Source organism: Rhodococcus sp. NPDC054953 (genome assembly GCF_053609225.1).
Genome location: NZ_JBSGXD010000006.1, coordinates 161,198 through 176,947 on the forward strand (window position 1 = coordinate 161,198; position 15,750 = coordinate 176,947).

The 15,750-nt window shown below is 72.0% G+C and carries 13 protein-coding genes, 1 pseudogene and 1 riboswitch; of the genes and pseudogenes, 6 read left to right on the forward strand and 8 right to left on the reverse strand.

Features of this window, described 5'->3' with window-relative positions:
• Positions 1 to 132 precede the first annotated feature (132 nt).
• Both ACWF62_RS06810 and ACWF62_RS06815 read left to right on the forward strand, forming a co-directional pair.
• Entirely contained in the window at positions 133 to 1,125 is a 993-nt protein-coding gene (locus ACWF62_RS06810; RefSeq protein ID WP_378505707.1) for an ERCC4 domain-containing protein, read from the forward strand.
• Positions 1,122 to 2,999, forward strand: a complete 1,878-nt coding sequence (locus ACWF62_RS06815) for an SEC-C metal-binding domain-containing protein (RefSeq protein ID WP_452629691.1) — start codon at positions 1,122 to 1,124, stop codon at positions 2,997 to 2,999. The genes ACWF62_RS06810 and ACWF62_RS06815 overlap by 4 nt, the downstream gene beginning before the upstream one ends.
• A gap of 77 nt (positions 3,000 to 3,076) precedes the next feature.
• Here ACWF62_RS06815 and ACWF62_RS06820 read toward each other — a convergent pair.
• From ACWF62_RS06820 to ACWF62_RS06835, 4 genes and pseudogenes are all read right to left on the reverse strand, one after another.
• Positions 3,077 to 3,880: pseudogene (locus ACWF62_RS06820) on the reverse strand (ABC transporter ATP-binding protein).
• Positions 3,873 to 4,673 (reverse strand): ABC transporter permease, encoded by an 801-nt coding sequence (locus tag ACWF62_RS06825; RefSeq protein WP_452629692.1) that lies wholly within the window; start codon positions 4,671 to 4,673, stop codon positions 3,873 to 3,875. The pseudogene ACWF62_RS06820 and the gene ACWF62_RS06825 overlap by 8 nt, the downstream one beginning before the upstream one ends.
• A complete protein-coding gene (locus tag ACWF62_RS06830) occupies positions 4,651 to 5,661 on the reverse strand; it encodes an ABC transporter substrate-binding protein (protein WP_452629707.1) in 1,011 nt (336 codons plus the stop codon). Before ACWF62_RS06830 ends, ACWF62_RS06825 begins: the two co-directional genes overlap by 23 nt.
• Positions 5,662 to 5,669: 8 nt before the next feature.
• Positions 5,670 to 6,374 (reverse strand): TenA family protein, encoded by a 705-nt coding sequence (locus ACWF62_RS06835; RefSeq protein WP_378505714.1) that lies wholly within the window; start codon positions 6,372 to 6,374, stop codon positions 5,670 to 5,672.
• Positions 6,362 to 6,457: riboswitch (TPP riboswitch) on the reverse strand. It overlaps the preceding gene by 13 nt.
• Before the next feature lie 130 nt (positions 6,458 to 6,587).
• On the opposite strand from ACWF62_RS06835, the gene ACWF62_RS06840 reads away from it, so the two are divergent.
• Positions 6,588 to 8,657, forward strand: a complete 2,070-nt coding sequence (locus tag ACWF62_RS06840; protein ID WP_452629693.1) for an SEC-C metal-binding domain-containing protein — start codon at positions 6,588 to 6,590, stop codon at positions 8,655 to 8,657.
• 249 nt (positions 8,658 to 8,906) lie between these two features.
• Here the strand turns inward: ACWF62_RS06840 and greA are convergent, their stop codons facing one another.
• Both greA and ACWF62_RS06850 read right to left on the reverse strand, forming a co-directional pair.
• Positions 8,907 to 9,401 (reverse strand): transcription elongation factor GreA, encoded by a 495-nt coding sequence (gene greA / locus ACWF62_RS06845; protein WP_378505716.1) that lies wholly within the window; start codon positions 9,399 to 9,401, stop codon positions 8,907 to 8,909.
• A gap of 245 nt (positions 9,402 to 9,646) precedes the next feature.
• Entirely contained in the window at positions 9,647 to 10,072 is a 426-nt protein-coding gene (locus tag ACWF62_RS06850; protein ID WP_452629694.1) for a DUF4307 domain-containing protein, read from the reverse strand.
• 215 nt (positions 10,073 to 10,287) lie between these two features.
• On the opposite strand from ACWF62_RS06850, the gene mca reads away from it, so the two are divergent.
• From mca to ACWF62_RS06865, 3 genes are read left to right on the forward strand one after another with little or no spacing between them, the layout of a single operon-like run.
• A complete protein-coding gene (gene mca, locus ACWF62_RS06855; RefSeq protein ID WP_452629695.1) occupies positions 10,288 to 11,199 on the forward strand; it encodes a mycothiol conjugate amidase Mca in 912 nt (303 codons plus the stop codon).
• Positions 11,196 to 11,510: a hypothetical protein gene (locus ACWF62_RS06860; RefSeq protein ID WP_378505719.1), complete on the forward strand. Its 315-nt coding sequence runs from the start codon at positions 11,196 to 11,198 to the stop codon at positions 11,508 to 11,510. Before mca ends, ACWF62_RS06860 begins: the two co-directional genes overlap by 4 nt.
• 10 nt (positions 11,511 to 11,520) lie before the next feature.
• Positions 11,521 to 13,581, forward strand: a complete 2,061-nt coding sequence (locus ACWF62_RS06865; protein ID WP_452629696.1) for a thioredoxin domain-containing protein — start codon at positions 11,521 to 11,523, stop codon at positions 13,579 to 13,581.
• Here ACWF62_RS06865 and ACWF62_RS06870 read toward each other — a convergent pair.
• Together ACWF62_RS06870 and ACWF62_RS06875 are read right to left on the reverse strand one after the other, a co-directional pair.
• Entirely contained in the window at positions 13,578 to 14,597 is a 1,020-nt protein-coding gene (locus ACWF62_RS06870; protein WP_452629697.1) for an alpha/beta hydrolase, read from the reverse strand. The two genes, ACWF62_RS06865 and ACWF62_RS06870, sit on opposite strands and share 4 nt — an antisense overlap.
• Positions 14,594 to 15,637: an alpha/beta hydrolase gene (locus tag ACWF62_RS06875; protein ID WP_452629698.1), complete on the reverse strand. Its 1,044-nt coding sequence runs from the start codon at positions 15,635 to 15,637 to the stop codon at positions 14,594 to 14,596. Before ACWF62_RS06875 ends, ACWF62_RS06870 begins: the two co-directional genes overlap by 4 nt.
• Between the last annotated feature and the right edge of the window lie 113 nt (positions 15,638 to 15,750).

The window sequence follows — 15,750 nt, forward strand, 5'->3', positions numbered from 1 at the left end:
CGACGGGTTAAGGGTTGCCTTGTTCTTCGACGGAATAAAGTCCCGCCGCATCGTCTATTGGCGTTGTGCTCTTGTGCGCGAATTCCACCCCGACCGGGGGGAAATTCGCGCACAGTTCCATATGCTGGGCGGGTGCCCGACGACCTGCTGATCGCGCGGAATCCCGACCCGGACTCGACGCTGCCGTACCTGGTTCGAATTCCGCTTGGTCCGAACGGGATCGTGGTGAAGGCGCGGTCGACGTGGCCGCGCGAGTCGAAGGTGTACTGTCACCGCGCCGACGCCTGGCCGGTGGACGCCGAGATCCTCGAACGGCACCAGGTGCGGTCCTGCACCCGCCGCGGACCCGCGATCGACCTGGTGCTCACCCGCGCAAGGGAGAACCGGTCGCAGCTGGTGCTCACCCGGGCCCGCGGGCGGGAGATGATCTTCTGGCAGTCGCCGCGCACCACCAAGCAGGCCCGGCCCGCAGTGACGGTCCCGACCGCGCGCGCCCACGGCAGGGTCCTCGACATCGTCGTCGACACCGGCGAGAAGTACGCCTACTCGTTCGGCCACCAGCAGGCCGCGACCACGCGGCGCCGCCTCGCCGCCGGTGACTACGCCGTCGAGCTCGACGGGGAGGTGGTCGCCGCGGTGGAGCGGAAGTCGTTGGCGGACCTGGCGTCCAGCCTGCTGTCCGGGAAGCTGACCTACGCGGCGGCGGAACTGTCGGCGCTGCCGCGGGCGGCGATCGTCGTCGAGGACAGGTACAGCAGGCTGTTCACGCTCGAGCACGCGCCGGGTGCGGCGGCCGCGGAGGCACTCGCCGAACTGCAGGCGCGGTTCCCGACCGTCCCGGTCGCGTTCTGCGAGACCCGAAAGTTGGCGCAGGAGTGGACGTACCGGTGGCTCGGCGCCTGCCTCGCCGAGCTGGAGGTGTCGGCGGCCACCAGCCGGGTCGAGCAGACGTTCGCGCCCGGCGCGCCGGTCCCCGTCGCCGAGCCGACCCCGGCCGAGATCCGGCGGTGGGCGCGCGAACAGGGGATCGCGGTGTCGGACAAGGGACGCATCCCCGCCGCCGTCACCCGCGACTTCCTCGCCGCGCGGTCCCGGCCGTCGCGGGCGCCTACGATCGAGGGGTGATCGCGAAACCAGAGCCGAGTTCCCCCGCCGTCGACGCCGCCCTCGCGGTGCTGCGCGCGCACGGACCGTTGACGTCCGAGGACTGGGCGGAGATGTTGGCCGACGCCGGGCACGGTCCCGCGCCGGAGCTGCTGGAGACGGTCGAACTGCTCGACGACCCCAGCCTCGTGGTCCTCGTCGACGGCCGCCGCGCCCTGATCGACACCCTGCTCGAGGGTCGGGTGTTCACGCATCGGGTCGGCGACCGGGAGATCGCCTCGGGCCTGCTGCACGCCGAACCCGACCTTGCGCCGCTGGTCCTGTCGGTGGTCGCGGCCGAGGACGGCCCGGTGCGGGCGCTGTTCCCCGACTACGACGCCGACGAACTCGACGCGCTCGGCGTCGCGGACGCGGACCTGCCCGACGGCGCGGTCCTGCACGTCGGCACCGATGCCCTGCGCGGGTTCTCCGACGGCGACGTGCTCGCGGTGCGGGTGCGCGGCGGCGCGCTCGACCTGTCGGCCGTCGACGGCGCCCTCGAGCCCGCCGACCTGCGCGCGGCATTCGACCGCGTCATCGGGGAGGACAACGCGGACAACCTCGAGACCGTCGTCTGGCAGCTGCTCGCCGACGACGCCGACCTCTTCGTTCGGCCGACGGTGCCGCTCGGCGAGCTGATCGATGCCGCGGGCTACGACCGTGAGGGCAGCTACCTTGCGGCGCACGGATTCGACTTCGCCGCACACCATTTCGCGTCGCATATCGCGATGGTGGCCCGCGAGAACGACCTTCATCCCGACGAGGTGAACGCGGTGATCTCGTTCGTCGACCTGGTTGCCGAGGTCACCGTCGACGGCCTCGACCTCGACGCAGCCACGCTGCGGGTCGCGTCTGATCCGGAAGCATTTGCCGGACTGGAGGACCCGGCGGCGGCCGGCGCAGCGCTGGACGTGGTCGGCGGGTTCGAGGAGGACCAGATGCCCGCGCTGTACACGGCGGCGCTGGCGATCGCGGACCGGGCGCCGCGGCGGGTGAAGGCGTCCGGGCACTGGCTCGCGGGCATGGCCGCGGACTCGCTCGGCGACGTCCGTGAGGCGGAACGCCACTTCGAGGACGCCGCCGCGATGAACGAGGAGTGGACGCCCGCGCTGTTCGAGCTCGCGCAGATCGCGTCCGACCGCGGGGACGCGCAGCGGGGGCTGTCGCTGCTCAGCCGCATCGACGGCGGCGACACTGAGCGGCTACACGCGGTGCTGCAGCGCTTCGCCCCCGCCGACCATCCCGAACTCGGCCGGAACGACCGGTGCTGGTGCGGATCGGGCCGCAAGTACAAGGTGTGCCACCTCGGGAAGACGGACGCCACCCTCGACGACCGCGCGCACTGGCTGTACGAGAAGGCCGCCCTCTACGCCCAGTCGACGTCGCTGTTCGACCTGGTGTTCGCGCTCGCGGACCTGCGCGCCGACGGCCTGGATGGGGAGGACGCGGCCGCGCGGGCGTTCGAGGATCCGCTGGTGCTCGACGCCGCGTTGTTCGAGGGCGGCCTGTTCGCGCTGTTCGTTGCGCGGCGCGGGATGCTGCTGCCCGCCGACGAACTCGACCTCGCGGGCCGCTGGCTGCTGGCGCGGCGATCGGTGCACGAGGTGGTCGCCGCGGACGGTGCGGCGGCGACCCTGCGGGACCTGCGCACCGGCGAATCGGTCGACGTGACGTGCGCGCAGCCGCTGGCGGTCGGTGACGTCGTGTGCGCCCGGGTGGTGCCGACGGGCGAGCGAACCCAGATCCTCGGCGGCGCCGTTCCGGTGCCCGCGTCCCGCCGCGACGACCTGCTCGCGGTGCTGTCCGCCGACACCGTCGAACCGGAGGATGTGATCGCCCGGCTCGCCGACAGCTGAGCGCGGCCGGCCGAACGGGCGGTTACCGGAGCATCGCCCGAGAGGACGCCGCGGTATCCGCCCGTTCGGTGCCGCGGTCACCGCCCCGGCGCGGATTCCTGCTCGGCGAGCGCGCGCCGCGACTCCTCGTGCAGCACCTCCAGCAGTTCCTGTTCCAGCGCGACGAATTCGGGTGCGGTGACGATCGACAGGTCGCGGGGCCGCGGCAGGTCGACGCGCACCTCGCGCCGCACCGTCGCTGGCCGGGCGGACAGCACGACCACCCGGTCGGAGAGGTAGACGGCCTCGCGGATGTCGTGGGTGATCATCAGGACCATCCACCGGTACCGCTGCCACACCTGCTGCAGCCATGCCTGCATCTCGGTGCGGGTCAGCGAGTCCAGCGCACCGAACGGCTCGTCGAGCAGCAGCAGTTCCCGATCCTGGACGACGGTCCGCAGCAGCGCCGCCCGCTGCCGCATGCCGCCGGACAGCTGCGCAGGCCGGGCGTCCTCGAAGCCAGCGAGCCCGAAGGTGGGGAACAGCTCCCTGGGGCGGCGCCGCGCCTCCCCGGTCGGCACACCCCCCCCCTACAGACCGAGAAGCGTGTTTTCTCGGAGGGTGCGCCACGGGAACAGCAGGTCCTGCTGCGGCATGTACGCGCAGTGCGCGGTGCCGGGGCCGAAGTCGATGCTGCCCGCATCGGGGGAGTCCAGCCCGGCCAGCATCGCGAACACGGTGCTCTTGCCGCAGCCGCTCGGGCCGATCACGGAGACGAATTCGCCCGGCTCCGCGGTGAACGACACCCCGCCGAGGACCTGTCGGTCGGGCCGCCGTCCGGGCTGCGGGAACGACCGGGTGAGGCCGTCGACGACCAGGCGGCCACCGCGCCGCTCACCCATGGCGCGCCCGACCCTCGGCGCGGGCCCACGGCGCGACGACGCGTTCGGCGGCGAACGTCAGCAGGTACAGCGTGATGCTGATCAGCGCGGTCACCAGCACCGCCGCCAGCACCAGGTCGGTGCGGAAGGAATTCTTCTGCAGGCTCATGTAGATGCCGAGACCCTCGCTGGCGCCGACGTATTCGGCGAACACCGCACCGACGACGGCGTAGGTGATCCCGATCCGCAGCGCGGTGAAGAACCGGGGCAGCGCCGACGGCAGCCGCACGTACCGGAACACCTGCCGCCGGGACGCACCCATGCTGCGCAGCAGCGCGCCCGCCTCCCGGTCGGCCGCGGCGAACCCCTCGATCAGGCCGATCGCCATCGGGAAGAACGTGACCAGCGCGATGACGAGCACCTTCGGCAGCAGCCCGAAGCCGAACCAGATGATCATCAGCGGGGCGATCGCGATGATCGGCAGGGTCTGGGAGGCAACGAACAGCGGCACGAACGCGCGCCGCAGCCACGGCGAGAAGTCCACCACGATCGCCAGGGCCCAGGCCAGCACCAGGGACACCGCGAACCCGATCAGCGTCACCTGCAGGGTCGCCGCGGCGTGCACCCCGATCTCATCCCGATGCGCCCAGCCCTGCCGGACCACCCGCAGCGGGGACGGCAGCAGCTGCGGACGGATCCCACTGACCTGGACGTACAGTTGCCAGACGGCGACGAGCACGGCCACCGTCACGACCGCAGGCAACGCCAACGGGCTACTGCGTGCGGTGGGGCTACGGGGCGCCGAGGTAGTCATTGGTGAAGTACGTCGACCAGTCCGGTTCGGAGCTCAGCGGCTTGCCGTCCGGCCCGGTGAGCAGACCGTTGCGGTACAGGAAACTCGAGTTCCCCGCCCACTGCTCCAACGTCTGGGTGCCGACCCGCCCGTCGGCGTCCTTCATGTACTGCCCGGCCAGCATCCGCTGGCTCTCGACCACCAGCTGCGGGTCGTTGAAGGCACCCGGGTTGGCGTCGATCAGGTCCCGGGCCGCCTCGTCCGGGTGGTCCGCGGCGAACTGGTAGCCGCGCTGCAGCGCCTGCACGAACCTCGCTGCCTCATCCGGGTTGGCGCTGAGCCAGTCCTCGTTCCCGTCGACGACGATCGCGTACGCGTCCGGGAACCCGAAGTCGGTGTAGCGGAAGTACTTCATCGGGGTCCCGCGGCGCTCGGCCTCGATGCCCTCCCAGGCGAGGTAGGAGACGGTGAAGTCGGCCTGCCCGGAGTAGACCGCCTCGTAGGCGGAGGTGCCGAGGGTGACGGACGTGAACTCGCCGGTGCCGCCATCGTTTCGGATCACCTGCTGCAGGGTTTCCTTCTCGCCCGGCTCGCCGAACCCGGCGTAGGTGGTGCCGTCCAGGTCCTTCGGGCTGGTGATGTCCGCGCGGTCGGCCTTGACGCCGATCCCGGTCGCCCAGTGCTGCAGAGGGGCGAGCACCGACACCGTGTGCGCGCCGGACGCCCGGGAGAACGTCGACGAATCATGGGTGCTGATCCCGAATTCGGCGTTCCCGGCGTCGATCACGGTGTCGACGGCGGTGTTGGTGTACGGCAGGATCTCGACGTCCAGGCCGGCGTCCGCGAAGTAGCCGCGCTGCTGCGCGACGTACAGCCCGGTGTGGTTGGTGTTCGGTGTCCAGTCCAGCGCGAACCGGATCGTCCCGTCCGACCCCGAATCGCTGCCGCAGGCCGCGAGGAGCGTCGACGTCAGTGCGGCGGCGACGATCCCGGTCAGCGCGCGGATCATGCGGCCCGTCACGACAGCGGCCAGGACTGCGGGTGCAGCGCGGTGTCCCAGAACATCAGCTCGTACCGGGTCGCGACGGTGAAGGCGGTGACCATCGCGGCCCGGTCGGCGTCGGTGGCGGCGGCGGCCGCGGCGTCGACGAGGGCGCGGGCCGCGGCGGCGGACTCCTGGAACTCGGGGGCGTCGTAGGTGGACACCCACTGCGCGTAGGGGTGTCCGGGGTCGGCGGCGAGCACCTTCGCCGCGCGGGCCGCGAGGTCCCGGCCGACCTCGGCGTAGATCCAGAAGCACGGCAGCACCGCGGCGGCGCCGACCGCGTACGGTTCGGTCGCGGCGGCCGCGATCAGGTACGACACGTACCCCAGGCAGGCGGACGAGTGTTCCGGCTCGTCGTCCCGCGGCGGAAGGACGTGCAGCAGGTCCTCGTGCAGCGCGGACTCGACGGCCGCCGCGCTGGCGGCCGAGTTCGCCCAGAACGCGGCGGTCTGCGGGTCCGGCGCCTTGGACGCGAGGATCGCCAGCGCCTTCGCGTAGCCGATCAGGTACAGCGAATCCTGCTCGATGTAGGTGCGGAACACCGCCAGCGGCAGCGTGCCGTCGCCGAGTCGGTGCAGGAACTCGAGGTCGTCGATCGCGACCCGCAGCGCCTTCGTCTCGTCCCACAGGTGGTCGGTGAAGCGGTCCGTGGTGGTGGCATGCGTCAACACAGCCATGACATCCCTTCGTCAGCATTACCTGGACAGGTTCTCGGGTCTCATCTCAGCCCCGCAGTCGCGGAGCACCCCGTGTCAGAACACCGTCGACGGTAGCAGGTCGGTCTGCGCCGACCCGGCGGTTGCCGGACCATCGGCCGAGAGCCGCACCCGACAACCGCCCGTTCGCGTCCGGTCGGCGACGCCGCGGGGTGCGTCGCCTACGATCACCGGGTGATCGCCTCGACCGAATCCCGTGGTGACCGGCACCTCGAGATCGTGGGTCGCCGCGCCGCCGACCCCCGCACCGAAGCGCGTCCGGATCCCGCACCCGAACCCGACCCTCGCGAACTCGATGCACCCGAACTCGATGCGCCCGAACCTGATGCACCGGAACCCGATGCGCCCGAACTTGATGCCGCCGGGCACGCGATCGCGGAACTGCGGCGCCGCGGCCCGCTCAGCACCGACGACTGGGTTGCCGCGCTCGTCGAGCGGGGGCTCGGCACGACCGCGGAAATGGCCGCGGTGGTCCGCGCACTCGACGACTCGCCCGTCGGGGTGCTCGCCGACGGCCGGGTTGCCGCGCTCGACGGGCTGCTCGAGGGCCGGGTGTTCACGCATCGGCTGTCCGCGGAGGAGGTCGCGTCCGGGGTCCTCGACATCGACCCGGACCTGTCCGCGCTTTCCGTGCTCGCCGGATCCCGTTCCCGCGGAGGCGAATGCGAGGTCGCCGTGGTCTCCCCGACCGCGGACGCCGCCGCTCTCGCTGCCCGCGGCCGCACCGAGTTCGCTGCCCCGGAGATCGAGCGGCTGCTGCTCGACCCGGACCTGCTGCACGCGGCGACCGCGGGCGACCTGATCGGCCTCGGGCTGGCTGGCGGTCGGCTGCGGCTGGTCCGCGTGGACCGGACCGCACCCGCCCCCGACCTCATCGACGCCCTGCGGGAGGTGATCGCCGACGGCGCCGTGCACACCGACCCCGTCGTCTGGCAGTTGGTTGCCGAGCATCCCGACCTGTTTACCGCGCCGACGGCGCCGCTGACCGAACTGCTCGCCGCCGCGGGCCACGTCTGCGAACGGAACTATCTGGCGCCGAACGGTTTCGACTTCGACGCCTATCACCGGACCGCGCTCGTCGAGTCGATCGCTCGGGAGAATCGGCTGAACGTCGCCGAGGCGGGGTCCGTCGTCGACCTCACCGACCTCGTCCACGAGGTCGCCGACGCGGTCGAGCGGGGCGAGGATCCGTCCGAGGTCGCCGCTGCCCGGGTGACCGCGGACCCGCGGGTCTTCCGTGGCCTCGCGGATCCGTCGGCGGCGGCGGTCGCGTTCGACCTCGCCACCCTCGGGGATGACCGCGCCGAGGCGCTGCACGCGGTGGCGTCGGCGCTGATCGAGCACGCGTCCCGCCGGGTGCGCCCCGCCGCGCACTGGTTGGCGGGCAAGGCCGCCGACCAGTGCGGCGACGTCCTCGTCGCGGTCACCCAGTTCGAGCTGGCGCTGGACCGGGACCCGGACTGGACACTGGCCGCGTTCGATCTGGCCCTGCTCGCCGCCGACGCGGGCGACGTGCCGCGCGCGCAGTCGCTGCTGGCCCGCATCGAGGGCGGCGACGCGGACACCCTGCAGGAGGTGTTGGCGCGGTATCAGCCCGCCGACCGCCGCGAGCTGGGGCGCAACGACCGCTGCTGGTGCGGGTCCGGCCGCAAGTACAAGGCCTGCCACCTCGGCCGGTCCGACCTGACCGCCGACGCCCGCGCCTCCTGGCTGTACACCAAGGCGCTGATGTTCGCCCGGACCCCGGAACTGTTCGACCTGGTGCACGAGCTCGCCGAGATCCGGGCCGCGCACACCGACGACGAGGACGCAACCATCACCGCCCTCGAGGGTGGCCTGGTCATCGACGCCGCGCTGTTCGAGGGCGGGGTCCTCGAGCAGTTCGTTGCCCGGCGCGCGCAGGTGCTGCCCGCGCAGGAACTCGAGCTGGCCCGGCAGTGGCTGGGCGGCAGCCGCGGCGTGTACGAGGTGACCGCGGTGTCACCGGGACGGTCGCTGACCCTGTGCGACGTGGCGGGCGGCGAGCCAATCGAGGTGGTGGACGCGGTGGCGGGCCACCACTTCGCGGTCGGCGGGCTGGTCTGTGCGCGGCTGCTACCGACCGGGGAGTCCGTCCGCGCGTTCGGGGGGATCGAACCGATCGACCCGCGGTACCGGGGCGAACTGGTGGAGATGTGCGGGTCCGCGGAGACCGAGCCGGACGAGCTGGTCGACGTCCTCAGCCTGGCGTTCATGGCGCGCTGATCGTCGCGCGACAGATCGGCCTGTCCCCGGGTGGAACCGATCCGGGCATTGCCGCGTCTGAATCGTTGTGAGCCGATGAGCACGGCCCCTGGGGGAAGGGGACCGGCGCCCGGCGGTTCCGGTGGCCGGTGGGGCAGTCGAGCAGGGGGTGACTGCCCCACCGCGCATTCGCCCCATCTTCGCGCCGAGACAAGTGAACCCCGGTCCGGCACGCTGCCGGGTCCGGGGTTCACTTGGGTGCGGTCGGGCTCAGCCGTGGTACGGCTCGGCGCTGACCAGGGTGACCTTCATCGTCTTGCCGTTGGGCAGGATGTACTCGCGGGTCTCGCCGACCTTCGCGTCGAGCAGGGCGCCGCCGAGCGGGGAGCTGGGGGAGTAGACCTCGAGCTTGTCGTTGCGGGCACCCTCTTCGCGGGTCGCGATCAGGAAGGTCTCGGTGTCGGACTCGTCACCGTCGTAGTACACCTTCACGACCGAGCCGGGCAGGGCGACACCGGACTGGGTGGGGGCCTCGCCGACCTTCGCGCTGTTCAGCAGTTCCTGCAGCTGGCGGATGCGGGCCTCCTGCTGGCCCTGCTCCTCGCGCGCAGCGTGGTAGCCACCGTTCTCCTTGAGGTCGCCCTCTTCGCGTCGCTCGTTGATCTCGGCCGCGATGACCGGACGGTTGGCAATGAGCTGGTCGAGTTCGCTCTTGAGCCGGTCGTGGGACTCCTGGGTCAGCCAGGTCACCTGGGTCTCGGTCATGCTCGATCACTCCTCGTAGTCGGAACCCGGGGACGGGTCCCCTGGACGGACCACCGATACCGGTGGTCGTGCATCGGAGTCCGCGTCGCACGCGCATCCGGATGCAAATACAGCACCACTGCAAATGCAGCAATACACGGTTCCTGCCCGGAACCGTGTATCACCGTATTTTAGCACGAGCTGGGATTTTCCCGGCGAAGGTCGAGGCAGCGCCACCCGCACGACCGGGACGGACCCGGCGGGACTCAGCCCGCGGTCAGGTAGGACGGAACGGTCGATCCGCAGCCGTAGATGTCGGCGACGCCGGGGGGCTGGGAGGTCGTGACCTGGGTGTCAATCTGGACGGTGCCATGCTCGGACGGTTGCACGACGATCTCACGCCGACCGGTCTCGGAACCGTCCCGTGACCGGACGCGGACGATGCACAGCGCCGCCTCGGACGGCTCCTCGCGGGTGACGGTGAAGCTCATCGCCATCGTCGAGTCGTCGACGATCGAATACTGCACCATCTCGGACGCGATGTCCTTCGCGGCGAACTTGTTGTACCCGAGCCAGGCGACGGCGAGGCCGAGCAGGACGACGCCGATGGTCAGCACGATCGAGGTGATCCGGGATCCGCGGACGCTGCCCTGCGGCATCGGATAGCGGTCGGAGGGGATCGTCTCGGTCATCTGCTCGACTCTCGTGCATCGGTCCGGGCAGGCGCGCGTGCCCGGCGGGGCGCCCTCCGTCGGCCGATCCGGACAGGGTCACGGTGACGCTGGAGGTGTCGGGTGGAACTATAGGGGAAGGACACCGGGCCCCCGCCCGCGCGGTCGACGCGACGGGTGGACGGTGTCCGGAAGGCCCGATCGAGTTCCAGGCGAAGCTGAGGTGAAGGAAGACTGTGAGCGGATTACGTCTCATGGCCGTGCACGCCCACCCCGACGACGAGTCGAGCAAGGGTGCTGCGACGATGGCCCGCTACGCCGCCGAGGGCAACGAAGTGCTGGTGGTGACGCTGACCGGCGGCGAACGCGGCGACATTCTCAACCCGGCGATGGACGTCCCCGGCGTCCGGGACCGGATCAGTGAGGTCCGCAAGGAGGAGATGGCGGAGGCCGCGCGGATCCTCGGCGTCCGGCAGACCTGGCTCGGGTTCGTCGACTCCGGGTTGCCGGAGGGCGACCCGAAGCCGCCGCTGCCGGACGGCTGCTTCGCGCTGGTTCCGTTGGAGGAGTCGACCGAGGCGCTGGTCCGGGTGGTCCGCGAGTTCCGTCCGCACGTGATGACCACCTACGACGAGAACGGTGGCTATCCGCACCCGGACCACATCCGCTGCCACGAGGTGTCGATGGCCGCGTACGAGGCGGCCGCCGACCCGGACCGGTTCCCGGACGCTGGCGCGCCGTGGGAGGTGCAGAAGGTGTACTACTCGCACGGATTCATCCGCAAGCGTCTGCAGCTGTTCCAGGACGAGTACGACGCCCGCGGCGAGGAGTTCCCGATGGCGGAGTGGCTGAAGAAGTGGAAGACCGAGCAGGGTGACCTGATGGCCCGGGTGACGACGCAGATCACCTGCGGCGAGTACTTCCCGCAGCGGGACGACGCGCTGCGCGCGCACGCCACCCAGATCGACCCCAACGGGTCGTTCTTCGCGGTGCCGCTCGACATCCAGCAGAAGATCTGGCCGACCGAGGAGTTCGAGCTCGCCAAGACCCGGGTGACCACCGCGATCCCGGAAACCGACCTGTTCACCGGCGTCGACCACGTCGGGGTCGCGTGGTCGGGGCAGCCGGACCAGGAGGAGAAGAAGTGAATCTGGCAAGCGCGTCGGTCGTGTGGCTGGCGCAGACCCAGGGGACGCCGACCGGCCCCGAGTTCGGCAAGGCATCCCCGGTCGGGCTGGTGCTGATCGTGCTGCTGCTGATCGGCACCGTGCTGCTGATCCGGTCGATGAACAAGCAGCTCAAGAAGCTGCCGGAGACGTTCGAGCCGGAGCATCCGGAGGCGGACCAGGAGGCCGACGAGGGCACCGACCGCGGGGCGGCTGCGGCGCCGGCGGCGGGCGCACCCGGCGCCGCGCGCACCGGGGACGAGCCCGAACCGCCCGCGTCGTCCCCGAAGTAGGGCGCACGGGGTGACGAGGTCCCGAAACGCCCTCGGCGACGCGACCAGCCCATACCTGCGCCAGCACGCCGACAACCCGGTGCACTGGCAGCAGTGGGGTCCCGACGCGCTGGCCTGGGCCCGCGAGCGGGACGTCCCGGTGCTGCTGTCGATCGGGTATGCGGCCTGCCACTGGTGCCACGTGATGGCGCACGAATCGTTCGAGGACGCCGCGACCGCGGAGCTGATGAACGAGCACTTCGTGTGCATCAAGGTGGACCGGGAGGAACGCCCCGACCTCGACGCGCTCTACATGAACGCGACCGTCGCGATGACCGGGCAGGGCGGCTGGCCGATGACCTGCTTCCTCACCCCGGACGCGGAGCCGTTCTACTGCGGCACCTACTACCCGCCCGCGCCGCGCGGCGGGATGCCGTCCTTCACCCAACTGCTCGAGGCGATCGCCGACACCTGGCGCACCCGCCGCGACGACGTGCAGCGGGCGTCCGCGTCGATCACCGCGGAGCTGCGCGGCGCGGGCGGAGCCCTGCCCGCGGGCGCCGCGGTGCTGGACGCGGTGCTGCTCGACCGGGCGGCGGCCGCGGTCCGCGCCGACGAGGACGTCGCGCGGGGCGGCTTCGGCGGGGCCCCGAAGTTCCCCCCGTCCGCGCTGCTGGAGGGCCTGCTCCGCGGCCACGAACGCACCGGCTCGGCGCTGGTGCTCGACTCGGTGACCCGGACCGCGGAGGCGATGGCCCGCGGCGGCATCTTCGACCAGCTCGGCGGCGGCTTCGCCCGCTACGCCGTCGACGCCGACTGGGTGGTGCCGCACTTCGAGAAGATGCTCTATGACAACGCCCAGCTGCTGCGGGTGTACGCGCACCTGGCGCGGCGCACCGGGTCGCCGCTGGCGCTGCGGGTCGCCGAGCAGACCGCGGAGTTCCTGCTCCGCGACCTGCGCACCGACTCCGGAAGCTTCGCGTCCGCGCTGGACGCCGACACCGACGGCGTCGAGGGGTCGACCTATGTGTGGACGCCGCAGCAGCTGATCGACATCCTCGGGTTCGAGGACGGGGTGTGGGCGGCCGGCCTGCTCGCGGTGGGCACCGCGGGCACCTTCGAGGCCGGCACCTCGGTGCTGCAGCTGCCCGCCGACCCCGACGATCCGGATCGCTGGGATGCGGTGCGCCGCAGCCTGTTCGAGGCGAGGTCCGCGCGGCCGCAGCCGCACCGGGACGACAAGGTGGTCACCGCGTGGAATGGGCTCGCGATCACCGCCCTCGCGGAGGCGGGGGCCGGGCTGGGCAGGCCGGAGTGGGTGGACGCGGCAACGGACTGCGCCCGGGATCTGCTCGCCACGCACCTGGTCGAGGGCAGGCTGCGCCGCGCGTCCCTCGGCGGGGTGGTCGGGGCGGCGGCCGCGGTGCTCGACGACCACGCCGCGCTGGCGACCGGTCTGCTGTCCCTGTACCAGGCGACCGGGGACCCGGTGTGGCTCACCAACGCCATGCGCCTGCTCGACCTGGCGCAGCGGCACTTCGCGGACCCGGACGCGCCGGGCTGCTGGTTCGACACCGCCGACGACGCCGAGACCCTGATCGCCCGGCCCCGTGATCCGGTCGACGGCGCGACCCCGTCCGGGGCGTCGTCGATGGCGGAGGCGCTGCTGACCGCGTCGGTGCTGACCGGGCCCGCGGACGCGCACCGGTATGCCGCGGCGGCCGCGGCCACCCTCGACCGGGGTGCGCTGCTGCTGCACCGCGTCCCGCGTTCGGCCGGGCACTGGCTCGCGGTCGCGGAGGCCGCGGTGCGCGGGCCGCTGCAGGTGGCCGTGGCCACCACGGGCGGGGCCGGCCCGAACGATGCCGCGGACGCGGACGCGGGGCTGCTCGGCGACTCTGGGCTGCTCGGCGCCGCGCGCAGGCACGCGCCGGGCGGTGCGGTCGTCGTCGGGGCGGCGCCGGATTCCGTTCCACTGCTGGCCGATCGGCCCCTCGTCGATGGGCGGGCCGCCGCCTACGTGTGCCGCGGCGCCGTGTGCGAGCGGCCCGTCGTCGAGGTCGAGACCCTGCTGGAGTCGCTGGCCCGCTAGCGGGTTGCGGCCTCGATCACCGGCCAGGAGCGGGCCAGCTCGTCGCGCCAGTACGGCCAGGCGTGGTTGCCGACCGGGGCGGCGCTGCGGGTGACGTCCGCCCCCGCCGTGCGCAACGCCTGCGCCAGCTGATCGGTGCACAGGTTCGCGCCCACCTCGAGCGCCCCACCGACGACCACGGTCCTGGCGAAGCCGGGGTCGGCCGGATCGTCGTGCGGGCCGGGCAGTCCGGTCCCGGACGAGAGGTACACCGGCTTGCCCGCCAGCGCCGGGGCGCCCGCGATCGGGTCGTGCGCCCGCCAGGTCGCCCCGTCCTGCGGTCCCCACATCAGCTCGGAGTCGGCGCCGCCGTTGATGACCACGAGATCGGTGACGGCCTTGCCGACCGGACCCTCGGTCAGATAGCAGCCGCTGTAGCCGACCGCGCCGTCGAAGACGTCCGGGTACTGCTCGGCGAGCAGCACCGCGCCGGTGGCGCCGGACGAGATGCCGCCGACCATCGTCCTGCCGTTGGTGCCGAGCCGGGCGTCGAGCAGCGGCGGCAGCTCCTCGCCGAGGAAGGTGGCCCACCGGGTGCGGCCGAACGTGGGATGCTCGCGCTCCCAGTCGGTGTAGTTGGTTCCGGTCCCGCCGACCGGGAGCACCACGTTGATGTTCTTGTCCGCGAAGAACTCCCGCGCGTTGCCGCGCTCGGGGTCGAGCCAGTTGTTCTCGGTCACCTGACCGGAGTTGCCGTCGAGCAGTAGGTAGCTGCCGCGCGGGCTGCTGTCGTCGGCGGGCAGCAGCACCTTCACCGGCACCTGACGGCCCATCGCAGGGGAGTCGACCTGCAGCAGCAGCAGCCGGTCGCCGAGGTCGGTGACGGACGCGATCGCTGGCGAGGCGTCGGCGGCGACCGGAACGTAGTCGGGGACCACGGTCTGGGCGGTCGCGGTCTGGGTGGTCGCGATCGGCGCACCGACCACGGTCGCCGCCAACGCCGCCAGCAGGGCGCGGCGGGCGGGCCGCCGGGTCACCGGGGCGCCCCGAGCGCGTCCGCGAGCATCGGCCACGAGCGATGCAGGTCGTCCTGCCAGTAGCCCCACGAGTGCGTGCCGTTCGGGCGGAAGTCGTACTGCACGTTCGTCCGGCCCAGATCGCGGGTGCGCTCGGCGAGCCGGTAGGTGCAGTAGTTGGTCGCGGCCTCGATGACGCCGCCGACCACGAGCTGGCTGCCGAGCGTGATCGGATTCCCGTTCAGCCGGGGGTTCGCGAGCGAATCATGCGCCCCGGGAAGGCCGTTGCCGCTGGCGACGTAGATCGGGATGTCGGGCAGCTTGTCCGCGTTGAGGTACGGGTCGTGCTCGGCCCACTCCGGGTCGCCGGGCGGGCCCCACATGTTGTCGGCGTCCCCGGTGCCCGCACCGACGACCATCGTGACGAACTGCCTGCCCGGCGCCTCGCTGGTCATCGCGCACCCGCTGTAGGAGGCGACGGCGCGATACAGGTCCGGGGCCTGAATCGCCAGGTCGAGGACCGAGGTGCCCGCCATCGACAGCCCGGCAAGCGCGTTGGCGCCGGTGGTGTCGAGCCGCTCGTCGATCACCGGCGGCAGTTCCTCGGTGAGGAAGGTGGTCCACATGTTGATGCCGTTGTTGCCGCTGTTCTTCGCGAGCCCGGGGTCGGGGTGGCGCCAGTCGGTGTAATAGCTGAACGCGCCCTCCATCGGAACGACGACGTTGACGTGCCTGCCGGCGAAGAACTCCGCGACGTCGGTCTGGGCCTCCCAGGTGGCGCCGTCCTCGCCGCCACCCGCCCCGTTGAGCAGGTACAGCGTCGGTGCCGGGGTGTCGGTGTCCGCGGGCCGCAGGATCTCAAGCGGAATGTTGCGCTGCATCGACGGCGAGTACACGTCGATCGCTTCCCAGCGGTCGCTGCGGGGCGCGGTGTCCGGCGAATCCTGCCGGGCCGCAGGAGAATCAGGAGTCTGCGCCGCGGCGACCGGCGGGCCGAGGGTGAGCAGGCCGACGGTGAGGGCGAGCCCGCAGGCGCGACGCAGGTGGGGTGAGGGGCTCAACGGCGATCCTTGCAGCGGCACGGTTCGTGGATGGGGGTGAGGCGGGTGCGGGGGGGGGGGGGGAGAGGGCAGGGGGGAGACAAGAAAAAGAACACCCTCCTAGCAGAGGTGTT

What these genes read in the sequence shown, in the direction of transcription:
- greA (WP_378505716.1), bottom strand. Translation starts at nt 9,401, where the DNA reads ATGACCGAGACCCAGGTGACCTGGCTGACCCAGGAGTCCCACGACCGG.
- ACWF62_RS06825 (WP_452629692.1), bottom strand. Translation starts at nt 4,673, where the DNA reads ATGACTACCTCGGCGCCCCGTAGCCCCACCGCACGCAGTAGCCCGTTG.
- ACWF62_RS06850 (WP_452629694.1), bottom strand. Translation starts at nt 10,072, where the DNA reads ATGACCGAGACGATCCCCTCCGACCGCTATCCGATGCCGCAGGGCAGC.
- ACWF62_RS06830 (WP_452629707.1), bottom strand. Translation starts at nt 5,661, where the DNA reads ATGATCCGCGCGCTGACCGGGATCGTCGCCGCCGCACTGACGTCGACG.
- ACWF62_RS06835 (WP_378505714.1), bottom strand. Translation starts at nt 6,374, where the DNA reads ATGGCTGTGTTGACGCATGCCACCACCACGGACCGCTTCACCGACCAC.